The 20,594-nt window shown below is 68.8% G+C and carries 18 protein-coding genes and 5 pseudogenes; 11 read left to right on the top strand and 12 right to left on the bottom strand.

The window, feature by feature from the left end:
• Positions 1-312: 312 nt before the first annotated feature.
• A pseudogene (locus ACIQ8B_RS24150) lies at positions 313-1,501 on the bottom strand (IS3 family transposase).
• A 149-nt stretch (positions 1,502-1,650) separates the two neighbouring features.
• Here ACIQ8B_RS24150 and ACIQ8B_RS24145 point away from each other — a divergent pair.
• Together ACIQ8B_RS24145 and ACIQ8B_RS24140 are read left to right on the top strand one after the other, a co-directional pair.
• Positions 1,651-1,980, top strand: a complete 330-nt coding sequence (locus tag ACIQ8B_RS24145) for a DUF6422 family protein (RefSeq protein ID WP_403549500.1) — start codon at positions 1,651-1,653, stop codon at positions 1,978-1,980.
• Positions 1,981-1,998: 18 nt separating this feature from the next.
• Positions 1,999-2,328 (top strand): hypothetical protein, encoded by a 330-nt coding sequence (locus ACIQ8B_RS24140; protein ID WP_403549499.1) that lies wholly within the window; start codon positions 1,999-2,001, stop codon positions 2,326-2,328.
• 207 nt (positions 2,329-2,535) lie between these two features.
• Here the strand turns inward: ACIQ8B_RS24140 and ACIQ8B_RS24135 are convergent.
• A pseudogene (locus ACIQ8B_RS24135) lies at positions 2,536-2,754 on the bottom strand (helix-turn-helix domain-containing protein); the annotation flags it as partial.
• Between ACIQ8B_RS24135 and ACIQ8B_RS24130 the strand changes: the two are divergent.
• From ACIQ8B_RS24130 to ACIQ8B_RS24120, 3 genes and pseudogenes are all read left to right on the top strand, one after another.
• Positions 2,741-3,391, top strand: a pseudogene (locus tag ACIQ8B_RS24130) (IS5 family transposase); the annotation flags it as partial. The pseudogenes ACIQ8B_RS24135 and ACIQ8B_RS24130 overlap by 14 nt on opposite strands.
• A 114-nt stretch (positions 3,392-3,505) precedes the next feature.
• Complete coding sequence (locus ACIQ8B_RS24125; RefSeq protein ID WP_403549684.1) at positions 3,506-4,471, top strand: YihY/virulence factor BrkB family protein; 966 nt, start codon at positions 3,506-3,508, stop codon at positions 4,469-4,471.
• Between the two features lie 67 nt (positions 4,472-4,538).
• Positions 4,539-4,991, top strand: coding sequence for a hypothetical protein (locus ACIQ8B_RS24120; RefSeq protein ID WP_403549497.1), 453 nt, complete (start codon positions 4,539-4,541; stop codon positions 4,989-4,991).
• 130 nt (positions 4,992-5,121) lie between these two features.
• Here ACIQ8B_RS24120 and ACIQ8B_RS24115 read toward each other — a convergent pair whose 3' ends face one another.
• From ACIQ8B_RS24115 to ACIQ8B_RS24105, 3 genes and pseudogenes are all read right to left on the bottom strand, one after another.
• On the bottom strand, positions 5,122-6,087 hold the full coding sequence (locus tag ACIQ8B_RS24115) for a phosphotransferase family protein (RefSeq protein ID WP_403549495.1): 966 nt from the start codon (positions 6,085-6,087) through the stop codon (positions 5,122-5,124).
• Positions 6,088-6,245: 158 nt separating this feature from the next.
• Complete coding sequence (locus ACIQ8B_RS24110; RefSeq protein ID WP_403549493.1) at positions 6,246-6,722, bottom strand: transposase; 477 nt, start codon at positions 6,720-6,722, stop codon at positions 6,246-6,248.
• A gap of 242 nt (positions 6,723-6,964) precedes the next feature.
• Positions 6,965-7,009, bottom strand: a pseudogene (locus ACIQ8B_RS24105) (hypothetical protein); the annotation flags it as partial.
• On the opposite strand from ACIQ8B_RS24105, the gene ACIQ8B_RS24100 reads away from it, so the two are divergent.
• Together ACIQ8B_RS24100 and ACIQ8B_RS24095 are read left to right on the top strand one after the other, a co-directional pair.
• The gene (locus ACIQ8B_RS24100) at positions 6,992-7,453 is read left to right on the top strand and encodes an IS30 family transposase (protein WP_403549491.1); all 462 of its coding nucleotides are present in this window, start codon (positions 6,992-6,994) and stop codon (positions 7,451-7,453) included. The pseudogene ACIQ8B_RS24105 and the gene ACIQ8B_RS24100 overlap by 18 nt on opposite strands.
• Positions 7,434-7,757 (top strand): integrase core domain-containing protein, encoded by a 324-nt coding sequence (locus ACIQ8B_RS24095; protein ID WP_403549489.1) that lies wholly within the window; start codon positions 7,434-7,436, stop codon positions 7,755-7,757. Before ACIQ8B_RS24100 ends, ACIQ8B_RS24095 begins: the two co-directional genes overlap by 20 nt.
• A 376-nt stretch (positions 7,758-8,133) precedes the next feature.
• Here the strand turns inward: ACIQ8B_RS24095 and ACIQ8B_RS24090 are convergent, their stop codons facing one another.
• From ACIQ8B_RS24090 to ACIQ8B_RS24065, 6 genes are all read right to left on the bottom strand, one after another.
• Entirely contained in the window at positions 8,134-9,282 is a 1,149-nt protein-coding gene (locus tag ACIQ8B_RS24090) for a GNAT family N-acetyltransferase (RefSeq protein ID WP_403549487.1), read from the bottom strand.
• A gap of 192 nt (positions 9,283-9,474) precedes the next feature.
• Positions 9,475-10,287: an aminotransferase class III-fold pyridoxal phosphate-dependent enzyme gene (locus ACIQ8B_RS24085; protein WP_403549485.1), complete on the bottom strand. Its 813-nt coding sequence runs from the start codon at positions 10,285-10,287 to the stop codon at positions 9,475-9,477.
• A gap of 38 nt (positions 10,288-10,325) precedes the next feature.
• Positions 10,326-11,435 (bottom strand): hypothetical protein, encoded by a 1,110-nt coding sequence (locus ACIQ8B_RS24080; RefSeq protein ID WP_403549483.1) that lies wholly within the window; start codon positions 11,433-11,435, stop codon positions 10,326-10,328.
• A gap of 166 nt (positions 11,436-11,601) precedes the next feature.
• Complete coding sequence (locus ACIQ8B_RS24075) at positions 11,602-12,987, bottom strand: DUF6002 family protein (protein ID WP_403549481.1); 1,386 nt, start codon at positions 12,985-12,987, stop codon at positions 11,602-11,604.
• On the bottom strand, positions 12,987-13,421 hold the full coding sequence (gene panD, locus ACIQ8B_RS24070) for an aspartate 1-decarboxylase (protein WP_290011157.1): 435 nt from the start codon (positions 13,419-13,421) through the stop codon (positions 12,987-12,989). Before panD ends, ACIQ8B_RS24075 begins: the two co-directional genes overlap by 1 nt.
• Before the next feature lie 28 nt (positions 13,422-13,449).
• Complete coding sequence (locus tag ACIQ8B_RS24065) at positions 13,450-14,190, bottom strand: TauD/TfdA family dioxygenase (RefSeq protein ID WP_403549479.1); 741 nt, start codon at positions 14,188-14,190, stop codon at positions 13,450-13,452.
• 541 nt (positions 14,191-14,731) lie between these two features.
• On the opposite strand from ACIQ8B_RS24065, the gene ACIQ8B_RS24060 reads away from it, so the two are divergent.
• The 4 genes and pseudogenes from ACIQ8B_RS24060 to tpg all read left to right on the top strand — a co-directional run bounded on the left by ACIQ8B_RS24060 (position 14,732) and on the right by tpg (position 19,662).
• The gene (locus ACIQ8B_RS24060) at positions 14,732-15,922 is read left to right on the top strand and encodes an MFS transporter (RefSeq protein ID WP_403549478.1); all 1,191 of its coding nucleotides are present in this window, start codon (positions 14,732-14,734) and stop codon (positions 15,920-15,922) included.
• Positions 15,923-16,165: 243 nt separating this feature from the next.
• Positions 16,166-16,537, top strand: a pseudogene (locus ACIQ8B_RS24055) (transposase); the annotation flags it as partial.
• A gap of 317 nt (positions 16,538-16,854) precedes the next feature.
• Positions 16,855-19,092, top strand: a complete 2,238-nt coding sequence (gene tap, locus ACIQ8B_RS24050; RefSeq protein ID WP_403549476.1) for a telomere-associated protein Tap — start codon at positions 16,855-16,857, stop codon at positions 19,090-19,092.
• A gap of 12 nt (positions 19,093-19,104) precedes the next feature.
• On the top strand, positions 19,105-19,662 hold the full coding sequence (tpg, locus tag ACIQ8B_RS24045; RefSeq protein WP_403549474.1) for a telomere-protecting terminal protein Tpg: 558 nt from the start codon (positions 19,105-19,107) through the stop codon (positions 19,660-19,662).
• A gap of 379 nt (positions 19,663-20,041) precedes the next feature.
• Here the strand turns inward: tpg and ACIQ8B_RS24040 are convergent, their stop codons facing one another.
• Positions 20,042-20,458, bottom strand: a complete 417-nt coding sequence (locus ACIQ8B_RS24040) for a cobalamin B12-binding domain-containing protein (protein WP_290011153.1) — start codon at positions 20,456-20,458, stop codon at positions 20,042-20,044.
• Between the last annotated feature and the right edge of the window lie 136 nt (positions 20,459-20,594).

Below are 20,594 nucleotides of genomic sequence, written 5' to 3'. Positions count from 1 at the left end.
GAAACACCCGCCGATCACTAATTGTGACCGCTTCACACGGAAGTCGCGCTAAAACCCGTTCCCGTTCTCGTGAACGAAGCCATAACCGAGTGCCCACGTTCAGGGGGAAGAAGCCCGGCCGGTTGGCTGCCGAGGCACCTTTCAAAGACGCCGTGACCGGTTCAGGAGTAGCGGCCGGGGGGTGGGCCGTACCCTGCTCCGGCACGGCCCACCGCATGAACTCGGCGAAGCTATGTCGCCGCCCATTCACGTCCCAGCTTGGCGAGTGCCGGGCTGGGAACGGCTTTGCCCTATTCCATGGACACTCGTGTGTTATGCGACCAGGTCCAGGTTGTCGATGCTGCCGGCGTGCTGCCGTTCGTAGTCGACCGGGCTGCGATAGCCGAGTGCCGAATGGCGCCGTTCGAGGTTGTACCAGGCCATCCAGGCGAAGACCGCCATCCGAGCCTGGAGCCGGGTCACCCGGCGTGAGCCGTGGAGCAGTTCACGCTTCGACGTGGCGAAGAAGGACTCCGCCAGGGCGTTGCCGTAGCTGGAGCCGACCCGGCCCATCGAGCGCCGTGTCCCATGGGCTCGGCAGACCTCGGCCAACGCGGCGGACGTGTACCGCGTGGCCGCGGTCGGAGTGGAACACGACCCCGCGCACGGCGCCCCCGCGGGCATCCACGGCTGGTCTGACCGCGTCGACGACCAGGTCGGCGCGCATGTGCTCGGCCAGCGACCAGCCCACGACCCGCCGCGAGTGCATGTCGATCACCGTGGCCAGATACATCCACGATCCGCCGACCGGCAGGTACGTGATGTCCCCGCACCGCCGGACATCCGGCGCCGCCACCTCGAAGACGCGCCCCACCAGGTCCGGAGCCGGCGGTACGCTCCTGTCCACGACCGTCGTACGGACCGTCCGCCGCAGGTGCCGGCCGGCCCGCGCTCACGCATCAGCCGGGCCACCCGCTTATGGTTCACCACACCGTGCCGCTCCCGCAGCTCCCGGGTGATCCGGGGAACACCGCAGGTCCCGTTCGATTCCTTGTGGATCTTCTCGATCCGCGCCCCCAGATCCTCGTCCACGGCCTTCCGTGCGGCCCGGCCGCCGTGGCCATCCACCGGTAGAACCCGGAAGCGGGCACGTCCAGCACCCGGCACAGCCGCCGTACTCCGTACAGGTCACGATGGTCGGAGATGAACCGCCAGCGGCCGGTCATCGACCCATCTCCTTGGCAAAATACGCGGCTGCTTTCCGCAGGATCTCGCGCTCCGTCTCCAGCTCACGGACCTGCTTGCGCAAACGCCGCAGTTCCTCGCGCTCCGCCGGGCTCAACGGGCCCCCACCGCCCGCACCGGACGCGGCGGCTTCCGCCCGTGAGCGCGCGACCCACTGCCGCAACGACTCCGGGTTGACACCCAGCTCTCGCGCCACCGACGGGATACGCCGCCCACTGGACTCCACCAGCACGACCGCGTCCCGCTTGAACTCCCCCGAGTACCTCGCAGTACCCATGAGGACACCCTCTCCACGGACCCGAAGATCCGCTTCTCAGAAGTGTCCACTGTTCGGGGTAAACCCCACACCCCTGGTTGCCCCCCGTCCGACGGACGCGCCTGCGCGCTGCGGGAGATGAATCTGCGGTTTCTGGTAGGACGGGAGCCGTGAACTGGAATGGCAGGACGGCAGCCCAGAACCGGACCCTGGCTGAGGCGGGCGCCCTGCTCGCTGAAGCCCGCCGCAAGGCCGCGGACCTCGTGCGCGCCTCGGGCGCGGACCTTACGCCCGAAGAACGCGACTGGGTGGGCCGCCCCTGCCTGGCCCAACTGGACCCCCCGCCGACCCCGCACTTCTGCGGCTGTGGCGACTACGGCGGCTCGGGCGGCGAGGACCCCTGCCCGAACACCTGGATCGACTTCACCGGCCCGGACTTTGGCACGGGATCGCCCACCAGGACCTGTGAGCACACGGAATCCGAGCACGCCCAAATCTGACCGGTCAGGAGTACGTGGATGTTCGAGTCGAAGCGGAAGGACAGGACCGACGAGCAGTCGCAGATGCTGGCTGAGGCTGCTGCACTGCTCATCGAAGCGCAGGACAAGGCCGCGGCGATGATCCGCGAGTCGGGGGTGGAGCTGAACTCCGCGGAGCGTAACTCGCTCGAATTCAGGTGTTCCGGAGAGCTACCGCCTCCGCCGACCCCGCATTGGTGCCGATGCCGACGTTACAGGGGCTCAGGCGGCGACGATCCCTGCCGGACGGAGTTCCCCGACCACGGCGGTGTGGGCGGAGACCAGTGGGTGAGATGCGGGCACCTCAAGGAGACCCACGGCGTGTTCTGACCCCGGCGCGGTACGGCTCCGCACGCAGGACACCACAGAGCAGTCCTGACTGACCCCCACCGGGTGAGGAAGGAAGGTCGTGGGTGACGGCGGCGGCGAGGACGGCAACGAAGGTGATGGCCGCGCGGGTGAGGGACGTCGGCCAGGCCGAGCCGTCGACACGGGCTAGGTGTGCTGTCCGGACAGGTTGGTGACGCGGCCGGCGGGTGTCTGGCCGTCGATGCCGGTGCGGGCCGCCAGCCGCAGCGGGCCGATGCGGTGCTCGCGTCGCAGCCGCAGAACCTGTGTCTCGATGGCGGCCGGGGTGCGGTGGGGCTGGCGGTGCGGGCGGCTGGAGCGGTCCTGCATCCCGGCCCCGCCCCGCTCCCGGTAGCGGCTGGCCCAGCGTGCGGCGGTCGTATGGCTGACGCGGAAGTGGGCCGCCGACGGCACCTGGGAGAAGGTTTTCACCGCCCTGCTCACCCAGGCCGATGCCGAGGACGACCCCGACTGGATCGTCGCCGTCGACTCCACCGTCGTCCGAGCTCACCAGCACGCCGCCGGGGCCCGTCAAAAGGGGCCCCGGCCAGCGAGCCGGCCGACCACGCCCCGGACGCTCCGCGGCGGACCGAGCACGAAGATCCACCTCGCCGCCGACGGCCGCTGCCGCCCGCTCGCGTTCGTCCTCACGCCCGGCCAGGCAGGTGACGTCCCCGCATTCGCACAGGTCATGGCCCGCTTACGAGTGTCCCGGCCCATCGGCCGGCCCAGGACCACCCCGGAGGTGGTGCTCGCCGACAAGGCGTATTCGTCCCGCGCCATCCGCGGTCTTCTCCGCCGACGCGGGATCCGGGCGGTGATCCCTCAGCCCTCCGACCAGGCAGCGAACCGCAAACGGCGCGGCCGTCTCGGCGGCCGTCCGCCCGCCTTCGACCGCGAGGCCCACAAACAGCGCAACACCGTCGAACGCTGCATCAACAAGTCCGAGCAATGGCGCGGCCTCGCCACCCGCTACGACAAGACCGCCACCATCTACCTCGCCGGACTCCACATCGCCGCCATCTTCATCTGGTCGGCGAGATGATCCGGAAGAAACTGCCTGAGCCCGTCCCCTGCGCGCTACGGTCTCGCTCACGGGGCATGCGCACGGGTGGAGGACGACGTCCTCGCCCACCCCGACACGAGGAGCAACCGCATCGTGGGAACCGCCGTCCACGTTCCGCAGACCCGGGACATGCGCGGAGACGAACTCTCCGGCGACGAAGCCCTCACCGCCCTGCGGCGGTACGGGGGTCTCAGGCTGCTGGCCGACTCCTTCACCCGGTTCCGCTACGCGGACGGCTTCACCAACGCCCGGGCCCTCGCCTTCCAGGTCGTGCTCGGCCTGGTCCCCTTCACCGTCGTGCTCGTGGGTCTCGCCACGTCGGTGCACACGGAGAGCGTGGGCCGGGTCATCGAGCTGACCCTCGGCCGGATCGTGCCGGGCGCCAGCGCGGACGTCGTCGAGAAGGCCTTCGAGGGCACCCGGCGCAGCGCCGGCAGCGACGTGTGGAGCACGGTCGCGCTCTGGCTGGGCCTCGGGTTCGCGGTACTGAACCTCGCCTCGGCCATGGCGCAGATCGAGCGGGGCGCCAACCGCATCTACGGCATCGAGCGCGACCGCCCCTTCGTCCGCAAGTACGGCCGGGCCCTGGCGCTCGCCTTCACGGCCGGCCTGCCGATGGTCCTGGGGTTCCTGGTGCTCGTCGCGGGTGAGACGGTCGGCGACGCCGTGGCCCGCACCCTGGGCCACGGGACGAGCGGGGCCGCGTGGTGGGCCGTGCTGGACGTACCGGCCGGACTGCTGCTGGCCTGGGTCGCGTCGGCGGTGATCCTGCGCTGGTCGCCCCGCCGCGACCAGCCCGGCTACACCTGGCTGGCCTTCGGCTCGGCGGTCCACCTGGTGCTGTGGATCTCGGCGACCTGGCTGCTCGCGCTGTACGTCGGACGGAGCGGGGCCTTCGGCGCCGTGTACGGTCCGCTCACGGCCTTCATCGCCCTGCTGCTGTGGGCCAACCTGACCGCCGTGGCGCTCTTCCTCGGCATCGCGTTCGCGGCCCAGTTGGAGGCGGCCCGGGCGGGCATCCGTACGCCGGTGGAGCCGGACCCCGGACCGGGCGCCTGACCTAAGTCCTCGCGTCCGGCCCTGACATCAGGGCCGGACGCCCCGCCCTCACTCCCGGGAGACCCCGTTGCGCCGCTCCACACTCACCGCTGCCGCCCTGGCCGCACTGTTCCTCGCCGCAGGCTGCTCCGACGAGCCCGAGGCCAAGCGTCCGAGCCCCACCGCTGCGACCGCTTCCTCCGGCAAGCCCACACAGGCACCTGCCCCACAGCCGCCCAGCCTGGACCTGCCCGAGAACGCGCAGACTCTGGTGGCCGAGACCACCGGCACCAAGAACCAGGAACTGCCCGCATTCACCCCGCAGGAAGGCGCCTACACCCTCTACGCGGCATGCGAGGGCAAGGGCGAGGTCTCGATCGTGGACCGGGACAGCAGCAACCCCCACCCGGTCACATGCAACGGGGTCCACACCGTGGGCGTCGTCTACGAGGACAAAAAGCCCCAGCACCTCACCGTCCAGGTGACCGGCGGAACCTCCGTCTGGAGAATCGCGGTGATCTCCGGGAACCACCAGCCCTGACACAACCCTCGCCCGGGGCCCACATCCCCGTCTCCGGCCAGACGCCAGGCCCTGGGCCCCGGCCCACACGGCACCACGGCTGTGACGTCCCCGGCCCAGACGCTGTAGGGCATTACGGCATCGAACGGGTTCAGCGACCTCGTTGCCCGCTACCGGTGAGGAGTGGTGCGAAGTACCCGCCGTTCCCCTCGGCGAAGGCCGTGAGCATGGCGGAGGCATTGGCGCGGTCGGTCTCGTCGGGTTCGTCTGCAGCCAGCTCGTTCTCCAGCACCCACATTTCGAGCATGATGGAGTAGCCGACGAGCACGTCGGGGCCGCCCGCTGTGTCCAGTGCTGATGTGGCAATGCGACGGACTACGGCCTGCAGGGGTGCGCGTTCGTCGGGGTCGCCGGGGCCGAAGGCCATCTTGATGATCTCGTTGAGGTCGATCGCGATGGGCGCGACGACGGCGAACTCGAAGTCGAGCAATGCGACGACTTGGCCGTCGTGCCAAAGCGTGTTCGGCGTGCAGAAGTCGCCGTGGTTCAGTGCCGGGGCTGCCTTGGGCAAGGCGGCCCAGAAACGGTCGAGCGCCCAGCCAAGTCCCTTGGCCTGGGTCGTGGTGAGTTCTCCTGCTGTGACGAGCCGTTCGAGACCGGCCGACGCTTCCACCGGGCTCTGGGGGAAGAACGGCGATCGAGGGCGGGCGTGCGGTGCGGCAGCGGCCACGTCGACACGGTGGATGTGACGGGCTCGTTCCCACATCTGCTCGATGGCGCGTGACCGGGCCGTGGGGCCCAGCGACGGCCAGACCTCTTCCAGGTTTTCCCCGGTCACCCGTCGGGTCAGAACCCACTCATGACCTTCCCGGACGCCCGAGTCGATGACGGACGGATAGCCGACTTCCGCAGGAAGAAGCCTCACCAGCTGTTCCTCACGGAGCAAGTCCGTCGTTCCCGGCCGGGTCGCGACACGCACGACAAGCTCATCGGTCAGCCACGTGGCATTGGTCCAGCCCCGGCCGCGCTCAGCGCTGCCGAGGTCTGCCCCATGTTCGCGCAGGACCGCCTTGGCCACGCGTTCGGGAACAGGGGTGCGGAAGCTGCCGTGTGTCACAGCAGCACGCTAACAAGACCCGAATCGGCGAACGAACCATTATCTGAGCCCGCCGAAGAGCCGGTTCCGCGGTGCCTCCGCGGGCTCAACACGTCCCCACTTCTCTGGACTGGGAACACACCTCAGGTTGTGGCGGCCTGTTCGGCCTTGGCCCTGCTTTAGGCGAGGCGGGAGGAGTCGGTGCCGCTCTCGATGATCGTGCCGTTGAAGGTGGGGCCTTGACCCCGAATCCTGGACACGAGTGATGCGGCTGGTGCCGGCGTAGTCGATGTTGTTCGGGAGGCCGTCTCGTAGGCGATCGGGCTGCGGTGTCCGAGGCGGGAGTGACGGCGTCGGGTGTTGCAGCGATGGAGCCGGTGGAACGCCTCGAGGCGGGCCTCGGGCTCGCTGGACCAGTGCTTTCGGCCCTGGAGCGTTTCGCGTTTGGACGTCGCGTGGAAGGACTCGGCGAGCGCGTTGTCCGCGCTGGAGCCGATCGCGCTCATGGACTGGCGGACACCGGCCCTGCGGCAGGCGTCGGCGAAGGCCCGGCTGGTGTACTGGGCGCCATGATCGGTGTGTGGGACTGCTCCGGCGAGGCTGCCGCGGGTGCGCTCGGCGGCGGCCAGGGCGTCGATGACGAGACCGGTTCGCATGTGTCCGTGATCGCCCAGCCGGCCAGGCGGCGTGAGGCCAGATCGATGACGGTGGCCAGATAGAGGAACCTTCCGCCGTCCAGCGGGAGACAGGTGATGTCGCCGACGTACTTCGTGTTCGGCTCGGTGGCGGTGAAGTCGCCGTCGACGAGGTCCGGAGTCCGGCCGGCCTGACCGCCGGGCAGCGTGGTGATCACACGCCGGCCGCGGACGGCGCCGGTGATGCTGAGCTCACGCATCAAACGTTCGACGGTGCAGCGGGCCACCGCGTGACCCTGCCGGTCCATCTCCCGCGCGAGGGGGGCTGCCGGCACAAGCACACGGTCAAGAACGGCCCCGCGCTCGCCGGCTACGGGACGATCACCATGAAGAACGCCCCCGCCGGTGCGATGTCGTCGTTGCCCGGGCAACCGGCACGGTCGCTGACCTGGGACCGGGGAAAGGAGCTGTCGGCGCACGCGCGGTTCAGTGTCGAGACCGGCATTCCCGTGTTCTTCGCCGATCCTCACAGCCCGTGGCAGCGCGGGACGAACGAGAACACCACCGGGCTCCTGCGCCAGTGCTTCCCGAAGGGGACGGATCTCTCGAGGTGGTCCGCCGAGGAACTTGAGGCTGTCGCCCACGCTCTGGACACCAGCCCCCGTAAGACGCTCGGCTGGAAGACGCCGGCCGAGGCGTTCAACGAGCAGCTACGGTTGCTCCACCGAACCGGTGTTGCAACGACCGGTTGAATCCAGTCAGTACACGTCCGCCGCGTTGGCCGAGGTCTGCCGAGCCCATGGGACACGGCGCTCGATGGGCCGGGTCGGCTCCAGCTACGGCAACGCCCTGGCGGAGTCCTTCTTCGCCACGTCGAAGCGGGAACTGCTCCACGGCTCACGCCGGGTGACCCGGCTCCAGGCTCGGATGGCGGTCTTCGCCTGGATGGCCTGGTACAACCTCGAACGGCGCCATTCGGCACTCGGCTATCGCAGCCCGGTCGACCACGAACGGCAGCACGCCGGCAGCATCGACGACCTGGACCTGGTCGCATGACACGCGAGCGTCCACGGAGGAGGGCAAATCCCGCACGTCCGGCTTCGGGGTGCAGTGCGGTGAAAGGCATGAATCGCTTCTCCTTGCGATCCGGTGCGTATCGCGGCGTATCTGGCACGACACCAGGTAGCAGGAGCCACTGCCAGTCCCTTTCTCACCCACTGCTGCCGGACCCGGGCCGACCGGCGGATTCACCCGTCCCTACGAAGGACCCCTCCGGCCGGAGCAGTGGGACCCGGCGTCCGCCCGAGACGATACCCGGGCCCTCGGCCTGTCCCGCCTCGGTCCACGCCACGAGGACGAGCCACCGGCTCCGCCGGCGGCTCGTCACGAAAGATCGAGGCCAACCCTGGATATTCATTCGTCCCGAAGCTGCTCACCTCGTCGCTCTGCGCTCGTCCCGGCGTGAGACGGCTGGCCCTGGCAGACCTGCGAGCAGGCAGTCCAAGTCGATCTCCTGAGCCCCGGAAATGCCGGAGCAGTCCCATGGGAGGTCAGTGCGTGGCGGGCGTTTCCGGTCGTACGGGTAAGCAACGCGTAGTTCGCCGGACCGGTTCACCGTGATGATCGGATGATCCCGCAGGAAGTCGCGGACCTCCGCGGTGTCGCGCCGGGGGGCCAGAATCAGCCGCTTGTCGGCGAAATGAGTCTTCGGCACGACTATCTGTGGGCGGAACTTCCGCTTGAAGGCGTACAGGCCCTCGCTGATGAAGGGTCTGGACCCAGAAAGCTCTGCGCGCCGAATCCCCTGCCCGATCGCCCAGCGCATCACCAGGTGGTAGAGCATCAGCTGGGCCCCGTCCCGGTAGTGTCGTGCGTCCCCGTCCATCACGCCGGCCAGCCGGATGACCAACGTGCCGCCCTCGACGCGGCAGAGCACCCCGGCGACCCGTTCGCTTCCCCTGCGCAGGAAGAACAGCAGGCCGCGGCGGAACAGGACGTGCTCGGCGACATCGCGCCGCTCGCTTCGCACCCATCCTTGGTGCCGTGCCGCCATGGTCGGCACGTGCATCGAGGTGTAGAAGAGGTCGAAGTCCTCCGGCCGCCCGGTGCGTTCCAGGTTCCAGTCGTGCTTCCGCAACCCGCGACGGATGTTCTCTCGATCCTTCTTCCCGAAGCGGGCCAGGAACGCCTCGGGCGAGTTGTCGAGGTGGATCAGGTAGTGGATTCGCAGCGGTGCCACCAGGTGCCGTCCAAGGTCGTGGCGGGCGGCCTCGTCGCCATACAGGCCGAGCGCGATCAGGTCGCCCCGTCCGGGCCCGCGTGCCCAGGCCAGAGCCCTGGTCCGACGCCCACCGCGGCGTTCGTTGCGCTCGTCCGTTCCCCCTTCGCTCCGCTGTCTCCACTTCTCCATCGGCGCCAGCACATGGGAGACCCCGTCCTGTAGCCCTGCGTAACTGATCGATGGACCGCCGTCGCTGCTATGACTGTCCCAGCCGACTCGTGCACCAGGCAGCGCGTCGTATGCGCGTCGCAGGCGCCGTGCCGCCGAACTGGTCGAGTTGCCCCACCAGTAGGCGCACATGGCCGCCACTTCTTCACCTGGAGGCACGGCTGGTCCCCCTCCGTCGGTTCGTGGTGGTCATCGGGCTGCGGGGGGGAGGCATCCCGATGGTGATCTCGACTCCCTGCATCAGTTACTCCTTGTTCGTGGCGCTTCAGCCTGGTGTGCTGAGGTGTGATCTGCGCGGCCCTGTGTCCGGGGTGGCCGTTCCGGTCAGGTTGCGGCAGGGGCCGGCCGGAGCTGCTGCGCGACGGTGGTGAGGACGTGTGCGGCCGCGTCGACCTCCGCCTCTGTGACCGTCATCGGCGGGGCGATGCGCAGAGCGTTGCTGTGGCGGCCACCGAGGCCTATGAGGAGGCCTTGTGTACGGCTGGCTTCGGCATACGCGTCTGCCGCCCGGGGGTCGGGCTCGCCGGTACGGGGGTCGACGAGGTCCATGGCGAGCATCAGGCCGTGGCCACGGGGGGCGGAGAGGTGGGGGTGCTCGCCGCAGAGATCGCGCAGGCAGGACAGCAGGCGTTTCCCCATGGTCTGGGCGCTGTGCTGAAGGTCGTGTTCTCGGATGTGGTCCAAAGCAGTCGGTGCCGCGGTGCAGGACAGGGGGTTGCCGCCGAAGGGGGAAATCGACGTGGTGGCGAGAGATCGCCCGTGGTAGCTGTCCGTGAGGGCAACGACGTGATTGCTGTTGGTGTGGCAGGTGGCCGTCAGGAGTGCCGTGTCGTTGGCCTCGGTGCCGGAGCTCACGAAAAAGACGGCCGCATCGTCGATGCCGGACTGCGCGGCAAGGTGTTCGGCCAGGCGCACCTGGGCGTTGATGAGGTACAGGGTCGATGTGTGGGAGATGCCGGTGTCGAGCCGGCGGTCCAGGGCCCGGCGGAATTCCTTGAGGCCGTGGCCGAGGGAGTTGGTGAGGATGCCGGCGAAGAAGTCGGGGTACCGGTGGCCTTGCTCGTCGGTGATGCTGCGACCCGCCGCGTGTTCCGGGTGCAGCGGTTTCCGGTAGTAGGTGGTGGCCCAGCGGGGCATGACACGGCGGTGCCGGTTGTACAGCTCGTCAGCTGACATCAGCGTCCTCGGCGTCCTTCCGCGGTGTCCGGCGCGGGCAGTTTGCGCAGGTGCTCCCGGAGGGCCAGTTGCCTCACGCGAAGATCCTCAACATCCTGCACTCCGAAGGTGCTGGGAGCGTCGGGCCAGTGGTCTCGCAGGATGCGCAGCGCCGCTGGTGTGAACTGCGCTTTGCCGTGCTGGTCCACAGTGATGCCGTCGAGGGCGGAGCGCTTCTGGTTGTGGGCGACGGCCTGGCGTTCGGACATCCCCGGAGGAAGGCGCAGTGCGATGCTGCGTCCGGTCACGGTGACGGGGTAGCCGCCTGGACGGCCGTGGGGCGCCGGCACATGGCCCACGTAGGGATCCCGTTGTTGTGTGAGGGCGTCCACCACCGCGGCTCCTGCGGTCGCTCCTATCTCGTTCAGGTGGGCGCGGGTCTGAAAGCGGGTCCTTTCGAGGATCGCAGGCAAGGCGGTCAGGGGTTGGTCGTCGAACCAGGCCTCGGCCTCGTCCTCCTGGGCCGGCGGGCTGTGCAGGTGGACGTGGTGGGCGAAGAGCTTGAGCCGTGACTCGTCGGCGATCCGCAGTTCGCGGCGGACAGCAGAGGCGAGTGTCGAGACGTTCCCGAGGCCGCACAGCACAGGGAGGCCGGCGGAGCGGAGCACGGCGTTCACGGTGTCGGGGAAGCAGGCGTTGACGACGGCTGTCCCGGGGCTGGCCTCGGCGCTCGCGGACGCCGCTCGAAGTGCTGTGGCCGCTTGCAGTGGCAGTGTGACTCCGAAGCCCGCCGACTGTATCAGTGTGCTCCAGGCGGAGGCTGGAGCACGTGTCTCGGCGGGTGAGAGATCCGAGGTGCAGACAGCGAGGACCTGCGGCCGGTGGCGGGCAAGGAGAGGGCGTAGATCGGCTCCACCTGGTAAGTCCAACCGGTGGGCGCAGAACCAGGCCGGCCTGTCCGCGAGGACCGCGTGGGTGTTGGCGAGGTCAGCCAGGTTCCTGGCCCGGTCGAAGCTGCGGCTGACGACATGCACGGTGGTTGGTCCGCTCACCCGTTGGGCGAGCGCCCGGGCCAGGGCACCGGCGAAGGCGCCGGTGCCCAGGAGGACGATGTCACGCGCAGGGTTCATTGCGATGCTCCAGGCGTTTGTGCTGTGCGCGGTAAGCGGCTCGTCCGGGAACGGAGACGGGCTCTCCCGTCCTTCAGAAGGGCACGGTGGGGCGCTTCCGGTGGTCAGATGCCGGCCCCGGGGCGCGGTGGTCAGGGGGCCGGTGGCGTGCGCTCGTCCTGGGCGGTCAGGTGCCGACCTGCCCGGCTGCCGCCGTATGCAGCAGGTCGCGCAGGTTCTCGAAGGATCCGATCTTGTGGAGTTGGTTCTCCTCGGGAGGCCGGTAATCGCCGGAGTGGTAGGAGCCGGATCCGTGAACGAGGATCTCCGGAAGGCCGGCCAAACGGCGGTCGACCGCATTGAGGACACCGGTCACCGCCATCACCAGCGACCATTCGCGAACCTGCCGCGGGTCGGCGGGGAGCTCGACGCCGGCCGGTTCGATCAGACGCCTGATGTACGGATACCGCTCGAGGCACTCGGCGAGCGAGACCACGACCCCTCCCCCGCCCTGCTTGCGAATGATCTCATTCATCCGGGGGGAAGTCGCGGGGGTGCGGGTGTAGAAGGTGGCGTCCAGCTGCTCGTGGGGGTCGAAGGTGCGCTGCGGGAAATGGGGATCGGAGCTTTGGGTGAACACCCCTTCGGCACGTTGCCACCGGGGCCGGTGGTCAAACGTCCCGTGGTAGTAGTTGGCCACCATGTCGGGGGTTCCCAGGTGCTGTACGAGGAAGTACTGGGCCCCGGTTGCGGGCCATTCGCGTCCGGTCTGTTGCTGTTGGCCGTAGAAGTGGCCCAGCAGCCCGAAGGCGCTGGAGACGGAGTGGGCATGGACACGGGGTGCGGCCGGCAGGTGGTCCCGTTCGAACAGGGCTCGGACCGCATCGGCGACGGCGTAGTTCGCGAGGTCCAGCGAGTGCCACAGCCTCACGCCGTGGCGCTCGAAGAGACTTTCGGCCTCGGTCTCCGAGACGGCGCGGGCCAGTTCCTTGACCTGTCCCGGCTGCGACGTCTCAAGGATGGCGAGGGGGTTGCGCTGTCGCAGTCCCAGGTCGTCGGTGAGCCGGGAGCGCCACAGCTTGTGCCGGGACCCGGCGGGTACGAGACATGTGATGCTGAGCTGCTCGGCGGTGGCCAGGCCGGTCTCGTAGGCCCGTTGCACCGCGTCGCGTAAAGCGGTGGCCTTGTTCGCACTCGAAGGAGTGATGATCATGACCGCTTCGCCCGTGCTCCGGATGTGGGCGACCGCGCGAGCCACGATCACCAATGATGCGAACGTCTTGGTGGTGCGTGTACGTGGGTTGTGCATCAGGTTCAGCAGGCGCAGCTGCGTGCCACGGTATGTCTCGAGACCGTGAACGGTGATGCCGCTGGGGGCGAGGAAATCCTTGAGGGCGGGCGTGAGCGGCGGAAGGGACCACCCGGGGCTGAAGGTGTCCCCCTGGGGGGAGTGTGCTCCGGCGTGGGTGAGCACTCGGGAGAGGTCGTTGTAGTAGTGGGCCAGGCCGCGAGTGGTGCAGCCGGCCGTCCCGGGTGAAGCGTGCGTGGCGAGGGAGGCGGGAGCCGTAGCCATCAGACCGCCTCCCTGGTGAGCGTGTCGCCCCGTATGAGTGGGGACGCCTCCGGGACCGCCGGCACGCACGCCGGGTCGGGGCCGACGTTCACAGGGCGGTTGCGCTGGTCGACGAAGACGATGGACGGCTGCAACGCACGGGCTTCTTCTTCGGTGACGGCCTTGTAGGCGATGATGATGACGAGGTCTCCGGGCGAGATGAGCCGGGCCGCCGCGCCGTTGATCCCCACGACGCCGCTACCACGTTCACCTTCTATGACGTAGGTGCTCAGCCGGTTGCCGTTGTTGATGTCCACGATGTCCACCTGCTCGCCCGGCAGCAGACCGGCCGCCTCGATCAGATCGCGGTCCAGCGTCAGGGAGCCGACGTAGTGGAGGTCGGCCTGAGTCACGGTGGCGCGATGAATCTTGCTGTGCAGCATGGTGCGATACATCTGGGTGCCTTTCTTCCGGGATGGACGGTCAGGCCGCGATCTGAATGCGTCGCAGGTGTCGGCTGCGGTCGCTGAAGGCGTTCCGTGCGTGCAGCAGGCGCCAGTTGTCCCACACGAGCATGTCCTTTTCGCTGTACTCGACGGCTACGTGCTCGTTGTCGAACGCGGTGTGCCAGCGCTTCTGGAGCTCGGCCGCCGGGTCGTCGTCGTCACGTATCAGGTTGTTGCAGCTGAAGCGGACGACGAGGCCTTGCTCGTTCTCTTCCAGGATCGGATGACGGGTTTTGAGGTCCAGCCCCAGACGCTGCACGCCCTCAGTGGTCTTCCAGTCGTAGGCGTTGGTTTCGAACGTCCTGCGCTCCTCCGGTGACATCGCCTCCACCCAGGGCCTGGTGTCCGCGAGCGTCGTCTCTCCTCCGGGTCCGCTCGCCGGCGTGACGCACCACAGGGCGATGTAGCGCGGTGGGAGGACAGCGAAGTCGTACCCCTCGGAGTGCGGTGTGAGCGGCCGCGTGTTTCCCGCGTGGTAGACGTCGTCCATTCCCGGTTCGGGCCGTACGTCACCGACGACAGCGCCGGTGTAGTTGGGGACGAAGCGTCCCAGCCGGCGGCAGAACCGGACGGGGTCGAACTCGTCGGGTACGTTGCACATCAGAACGTACCCGTGTTCCTCCATGAGCTGGTGGAACGTTTTCATCAGCAGTTCGTCGGTCAACGGTTCGCCGTTGAAGTCCAGCTGAGAGAGAATGCTGATCGGTGAGTGCGCCATTTTTCCTCCAGTCAGAAGGCGTAATTCCATACGCCATTCAAGCAATCGCTCGGCTACTGGCGGCATTTCGACGGGGCGGCGACTCCGGGGCCTTTAAGGCATCATCCGACACCTCGGAGTTCCAGTGAATCGCGATACACGGTAACAAGCATCGGTGCGCGATTGTCAAGCGATTCGCCCTCTTCGCCAACCGCAATGTTTGCATATTACGAAAATGTAACGATGCGTAATAACCCCAGGCCAAGAGGGTGCGTGTGCTCGGCTTGTGTTCAGCTTGTGTCCGAGATGTGACCACATGGAGCAGCTTTGTTTGGGTCGATTTGATCAGGGTATTCGATCAACCTACTTGTGCCACAGGCACCGAATCCTCACCTTTCATGCGCCGAGCGCAGAACCTCGAGAGGCCGGAATCCGCTGCTCACCACCCACCCACTTACTGAATTCCTGCGGCAGCAACCGCCTCCCCACACCGACGACCTTCGAAGGACCGACCCAATTGAGCCAAAAAACCTTAGGTCCAAACGACAGCAACAGGCCGGCAGTGCGTCACATTCTGTTAAGTGAGGGCACGACAGCCTTCGGAGACGGCCTCTGGTTCAGCATGTGGGCCATTTACCTGACCTCTGTCCAGGGTGTGCCCACGGGGTCGATGGGGCTGGCCATGGGGCTGGGGGGCGGCATAGGACTGCTGGTCGCCCTCCCCGTCGGTACTCTGACCGACCGTCTCGGGGCCCGCGAGGTCTTCTTGGCGCTCACGCTCCTACGCGCGGCGTTCTCCCTGATGTTCCTCGCCGTGCACAGCTTCTGGCCCCTCTTCATCGCCGCTGCCCTGTTCACGTCCACCGGGACAGCCGCCAAGGGGACGAAGGTCACGCTCATCTACCACCTGCTGTCAGAGCAGCACTGCATGCCCGTGCTCGCCCAGGCCCGGGTGGTGCAGCACGTGCTGTACGCGGCAGGCGCCGGCGCGGCGGCCTGGGTGCTCTCCAACTCCGACCCCGCTCCCTACCATCTCGCGGTCGTCGTCAACAGCCTGACGTTCATCGTTTCCGCGGCGGTGCTGAGGCACCTCCCGCACATTCCGCCGACACCGGCCAAGCGGTTCCGCGCCAACACCGAAGCGCTCCGGAACCTTCCCTTCTTGATGATCATGAGTAGTACCGCAGTGCTGGCGCTCTGCTGGGCCATACTCTCCAGCGGCCTCCCGCTCTGGCTCCAACACGGCACCGCCGTACCTGTATGGATCGCACCGCTTGCGGTGCTGGCCAGCTCCCTGCTGATCGCCCTCTTCCAGGTCCGGGTCAGCCGGAAGGGACAGCGCCTGTCAGGGGCGGTGAGGTCGTCATGGCTGTCCAGCCTGACACTGGCCGCGTGCTGTCTGGCTTTCGCAGCAGCGAGCTGGCCCAAGGACCCCCGGCTGGCCACCGCCATCATCCTGGGCGGCCTGGCCCTGCACGTCACGAGTGAGTTGTACTACGTCGCCGCCCGGTGGGGACTGTCGATCAAACTCATGGCGGATGGAGCCCAAGGCCAGTACCAGGCGGTGGCAGCCTCTACGGAAGGGGCCGTCACGGCTCTTGGTCCCGCTTTGGTGGTCACCCTGATCACCGATGCTCAGGCGGCAGGCTGGATCGTCCTCGCCTTCCTGTTCCTCATCTGCTCACTTCCCGTGGTGCCACTGTGCAGGCTGGCTTTGCGCCGCCGCTCGGCCGTACGGGTCGAAACTCACTGAGCCTTTTCAGCGTGGCCACCGACCGGGTGATGGCCTTGGCGCCCGCAACGGCTGTCCGGACCCAGGGAGAGAAGAACGGCACATGATCACCCTTTCGGAGACAACCGACCGGACCGAGACCGCCATCGGCGTCGGCACGCACAAGGACTGCCACGTGCAGGGACTGCCACGTGGCGGTCGCACTCAACCCGCTCGGAGCAGTGCTGGACAGCCGGACGTTCCCGGTGAACACGCGGGCCCTGAAGGGGGGACCTGACAGGTCCGGATCCCGTGGACCGGGGCAAGAAAGGCTCGGAGATCCACTGGACCACGGAGCGGACCGGACCGGACCGGACCGGTCCGCCCCTCTCCCTCGGCATCTCCGGCGCGAACCCGCACGACAGCCAGGTCCTCGAGCCGCTCGTACGCGGCATCCCGCCCCTCCGCCGCGGCCCGCGCAGGCGCCGACCCGCCGAGCCGCATGCGGACAAGGGCTACGGCTATGACCACCTGCGCCGCCGGCGCGCCATCCGCCACCACACGCCCGCAAGGGCGTCGAGTCCTCCACCGGGCTGGGCCGGCACCGCTGGACCATCGAGCACAACCATGTCCTGGCTGGGCGGCTGCCGCCGACTCACCCCATGAGAGGACGTCTGAGGGCGCCTGTCGTCCAGACCGAAATCGATCCAGGCGGCCCGCTGACAGGAGCGGCTTGCGGCACGTGTGTCCGGCCCGTGTCCGGTCTTCCCCCGAGGGCCGGTGGCGGACCGCCTGGGAAACACGTCACCTCTTTCAGGCAGACTGACCAGCCCTTCAGCTTGACTGCGGCACCCTTGCCCAGCAGAGGCACCGTGCGCTGTTTCCCCTTTGAACGCGCTTCATCCGGAGATTCGTACGCTAAATGTACGCGAAACGTACGCGACATGGGTAGAGTGTGGAGCAGGAGGTGTTCCATGTCCGAGTTGTTCGACGCGGTCGACGCGCTCGTCGCGTCCCGCGCCGTACTTCCGCCGCCGGCGGAGCGCAAGCGGCTGCGCACCGCGCACGGCCTGACGATCGACGAAGTGGCAGGCGCGCTGAAGGTGCGCCGGGCCACGGTGTCCGGCTGGGAGTCCGGCAAGACCGAGCCCCGTCCGCCGGAGCGCGACGCCTACGCCCGGCTGCTGAACAAGCTCGCGGAGCTCTACCCCGCCGATATCACCGCCGCGCCGGTCCAGGACACCGCGGCACCGGCCACGTTCACCGCCCCGCCCGCCCCGGCGGAAGCGCGGCCCCTGTCCACGGTCCGGGCTCCCGCCGCTGCGGACACGACTGCACCCGAGAACACCCAGGCCGCTGCCCCTGCTCCCGCCGCCGCCGCTCCGGCGGCCGCGCCCCGGCCGGCGCGCACCACCAGGACGTCGGCGGCGTCGCGCCGCCCCAGCGCCAGGAAAGCGGACCCGGCCGGTACCCCGGCGGGCACCGACCCGCGGTTCGAGAACGGACCGCTCGCGGTCGTCGACGTCGAGGACGGGAAGGTGCTGGCGTACTGCACCGGCGGCCTGGTTCTGGACGTGCCCGCCAAGAGCATCCCGGCCCTGGTCGACTGGACGCTGCGCGAGGCGAAGCTCGGTCAGCCGAAGCTCGCCGGGCCGGGAAAGGACGCCGACCCGCTGATCGTGCTCACCGAGGCCGCGCTGGAGCGCTACGGCCTCCCCGTCACGCTCACGGAGGAGGAAAGGCACGCAGGGCGGATCCCGGAGGGCCACAAGGTCATCAAGCAGCTCGCGCGCGCGGAGTGGAAGCTGACCAAGCGCGGGTTCGGCCCGTGGGCGCGGATCTACCGCCCCGCGACCGGTTCGGAACGGGCCTGCGTGCAGCTGTGCATCCCCTCCTGGAACGCGTTGGACACCCGGCACTGGGGCGAGGCCGGGCAGCTCCCGCCGGCCGAACTCGCCCGCGTCCTGGGCGTGTACGCCTCCCGGGTGATGACGCCGCGCGGATCGACCGCCGTGACCGGCCTGGAGCTGATGACCGCGCTGCACCCGCCGACGCGCGCCTCCGAGCCCGACGCGACGGGGAAGCGTCACTCCGAGCACAACCCCGGCTCGTTGGGCAAGGACCCGGTCGACCCGGCCCCGTGCGAAGCCCCCGACGGCCACCCGGTCCTCAAGGACCTGCCCCGGTTCCACGTGCGTGGCCCCGGCGAGAAGCTGTTCGAGGAGGCGTACGACTGGGCACGGCCGATGACCGACGCGGAGTGCACCCTGCGCAACCTGGTCGGCATCGACGTCAACATGGCCTTCGCCGCCGGCGCGAACGGTCTGAACGTCGGCCTCGGTGCGCCCACCCACGTCACCGATCCGGTGTTCGATCCGAAGCTGCCCGGCTCGTGGCTGGTCGACCTCTCCCACGTCGACCTGTCCCGCGTGAAGGTGGGCAAGGAGTGGGTGGAGCTGGACGGCAGCCTGCTGCCGTCCCCGTTCACGCCGAAGGGCGAGCGTCCCGAGGGGCCGGCCTGGTACGCGACACCCACCGTCGCCTACGCGGCGGAGCTCGGCTACGAGGTGCGCCCGATCGAGGCGTGGGTCCGGTACGAGAACGGCCGCTATCTGGACGGCTGGTACAACCGGCTCCGTGACGCCTACCTCGCCACGATGGCCGACCTCGGCGTCGACGCCGACCTCGCCCCGGCCGACTTCCTCGCCGCGATGGACGGCTACAAGGACCGCGACCCGGAGCTGGCGATCGTCGTCTCGGCGATCAAGGCCACGGTCAAGGGCGGTCTGGGCAAGCTGCGCGAGCGTCCACGCGGGGAGGGCTGGCGGCCGGGCGAGCCGTGGCGGGCCCTGTCCCGTCCGACCTGGCGGCCGGACATCCGGGCGGCGGTCATCTCCCGCACCCGCATCAACCTGCACCGCAAGATCGTCAAACACGCGGCGTTCACCGGCCAGTACCCGGTCGCGATCCTGTCCGACTGCGTCGTCTACGCGACCAACGGCGAGAGCCCGCTGGACTTCCTGCCCTACCGGGACGGCAAGCCGCTGCCCGGCGGCTTCAAGCTCGGCGTCAACCCCGGCCTGGTCAAGCACGAGGGCACCCAGACCGTCCTGTGGGGCGAGGGGGTCCGCGAGCGGTTCGACGCCCCGGAGCTCAACCTCGCCCGGTACATCAAGGACGGCACCGTCACCGACATCGACAACGGAGAGTAGGAGGAGGCCACGATGAGCCTGTTCGGGGACGGCCTGGAGGCCGCGGTGCAGAAGGCGTTCACCCGCCCGGCGCCCAAGAGCGCACCCGCGCAGATGCGGTACCTGGTCAAGCAGCTCAAAGGCACGAAGGCGGTCGCGCAGTTGCTGCGGGTCTCCCAGCGCACCGTCGAGCGGTACGTGAAGGACCAGATCAAAAAGCCCCGCCCGGACCTCGCCGCGCGTCTGGAGCGCGAGGTGAAGAAGCGGTGGCAGCCGCAGATCCGGGCCAAGGCCAAGGCGAAGGCGGCGACCGCCGACGGCATCGTCATCGACACCCGTGCCCGCATGGGCTACACCGCACCGATCGGATCGACCGACCAGGACCGCATCCGGCACCTGACCGTCGCCCTGCCCCCGCAGTACGCCGCCCGCCTCTTCGACGCCCAGGAGCAGGGCGCCAGCGACGCCCGCCTGCAGGAGATCACCGCCGAAGCGCTCAAGGAGGTGTACTTCCAGGACGGCGGCCGCCGCGCCGGCAGCCTGGAGGAGGTCAGGTTCACGGACATCGAGCACCTCGAGTTCGAGCTGTAGCAGCCGCCCCCCTGACAGCCCGCGAGCCCCAGCGGACTGGTTCCCGGTCGTCGGTGTCAAGCGGCCGGCGTGGGTGCGGGAGGCCATGTTCCCGGTCAGGGACGTACCTCGTCGTGATCCTCTGTGCCCGTGCCGGGAGCGGCTCGGGCCGCCGTGAGCCGCTCCCTGGACCCGGCCGTCCACGCAGCGCCCGTGTCGAGCGGCACTGCGACGACGATCCGGGTACCGGTCCCGTCGTGGACGAGGTCCTCACGTTCCGTGCGTCGGCAGCACGGGCGGACGGGCCGCCCGTGCTGCCTTCCTCGCAGGGATCCCGCGAGCCCGGTCCGCGGCTTCGCCGTCCGCTCCCCGCGTGTTCCGCGTACGTCGTGCGGCAGGGTCAGGAGACGGTGCGGACCACGTTCGTGCGGACCCAGTCGGTGATCTCCCGGGTGGTGGTGCCGGGGGTGAACAGTGCGGCCACACCGAGGTCGAGCAGGGGCGGGATGTCCGCGTCCGGGATGATCCCGCCGCCGAACACAGTGATGTCGGTGGCGTCCTGTTCGCGCAGGAGGCGGAGCACCTCGGCGAAGAGGGTCATGTGGGCACCGGAGAGCACGGACAGGCCGATGCCGTCGGCGTCCTCCTGGAGGGCTGTGTCCACGATCTGGCGCGGTGTCTGGTGCAGACCCGTGTAGACGACCTCGATGCCGGCGTCGCGGAGGGCCCGGGCGATCACTTTGGCGCCGCGGTCGTGGCCGTCCAGACCGGGTTTGGCGACGACGACGCGGAGCGGGGTGCTGGTGGCGGCAGACATGGGCTTCGGGATTCCTCGGCTCAGTAGGTGTCAGTGGGAATGTACGTGCCCCACACCTCGCGCAGGGCGTTGCAGACCTCGCCGATGGTGGCCCGTGCTTTGAGGGCGTCTTTCATGGGGTGGAGGACGTTGTCGT

This window comes from Streptomyces sp. NPDC096105, assembly GCF_044763335.1.
In the GTDB taxonomy this organism is placed as follows: Bacteria; Actinomycetota; Actinomycetes; order Streptomycetales; family Streptomycetaceae; genus Streptomyces.
This window is presented reverse-complemented; position numbering and strand designations above follow the sequence as displayed.

What these genes read in the sequence shown, in the direction of transcription:
- ACIQ8B_RS24140 (WP_403549499.1), top strand. Translation starts at nt 1,999, where the DNA reads ATGTTCGAGTCGAAGCGGAAGGACAGGACCGACGAGCAGTCGCAGATG.
- ACIQ8B_RS24110 (WP_403549493.1), bottom strand. Translation starts at nt 6,722, where the DNA reads ATGCGAACCGGTCTCGTCATCGACGCCCTGGCCGCCGCCGAGCGCACC.
- panD (WP_290011157.1), bottom strand. Translation starts at nt 13,421, where the DNA reads ATGTATCGCACCATGCTGCACAGCAAGATTCATCGCGCCACCGTGACT.
- tpg (WP_403549474.1), top strand. Translation starts at nt 19,105, where the DNA reads ATGAGCCTGTTCGGGGACGGCCTGGAGGCCGCGGTGCAGAAGGCGTTC.
- ACIQ8B_RS24085 (WP_403549485.1), bottom strand. Translation starts at nt 10,287, where the DNA reads ATGCCCCGCTGGGCCACCACCTACTACCGGAAACCGCTGCACCCGGAA.
- ACIQ8B_RS24075 (WP_403549481.1), bottom strand. Translation starts at nt 12,987, where the DNA reads ATGGCTACGGCTCCCGCCTCCCTCGCCACGCACGCTTCACCCGGGACG.
- ACIQ8B_RS24080 (WP_403549483.1), bottom strand. Translation starts at nt 11,435, where the DNA reads ATGAACCCTGCGCGTGACATCGTCCTCCTGGGCACCGGCGCCTTCGCC.
- ACIQ8B_RS24065 (WP_403549479.1), bottom strand. Translation starts at nt 14,190, where the DNA reads ATGGCGCACTCACCGATCAGCATTCTCTCTCAGCTGGACTTCAACGGC.
- tap (WP_403549476.1), top strand. Translation starts at nt 16,855, where the DNA reads ATGTCCGAGTTGTTCGACGCGGTCGACGCGCTCGTCGCGTCCCGCGCC.
- ACIQ8B_RS24040 (WP_290011153.1), bottom strand. Translation starts at nt 20,458, where the DNA reads ATGTCTGCCGCCACCAGCACCCCGCTCCGCGTCGTCGTCGCCAAACCC.
- ACIQ8B_RS24090 (WP_403549487.1), bottom strand. Translation starts at nt 9,282, where the DNA reads ATGTGCGCCTACTGGTGGGGCAACTCGACCAGTTCGGCGGCACGGCGC.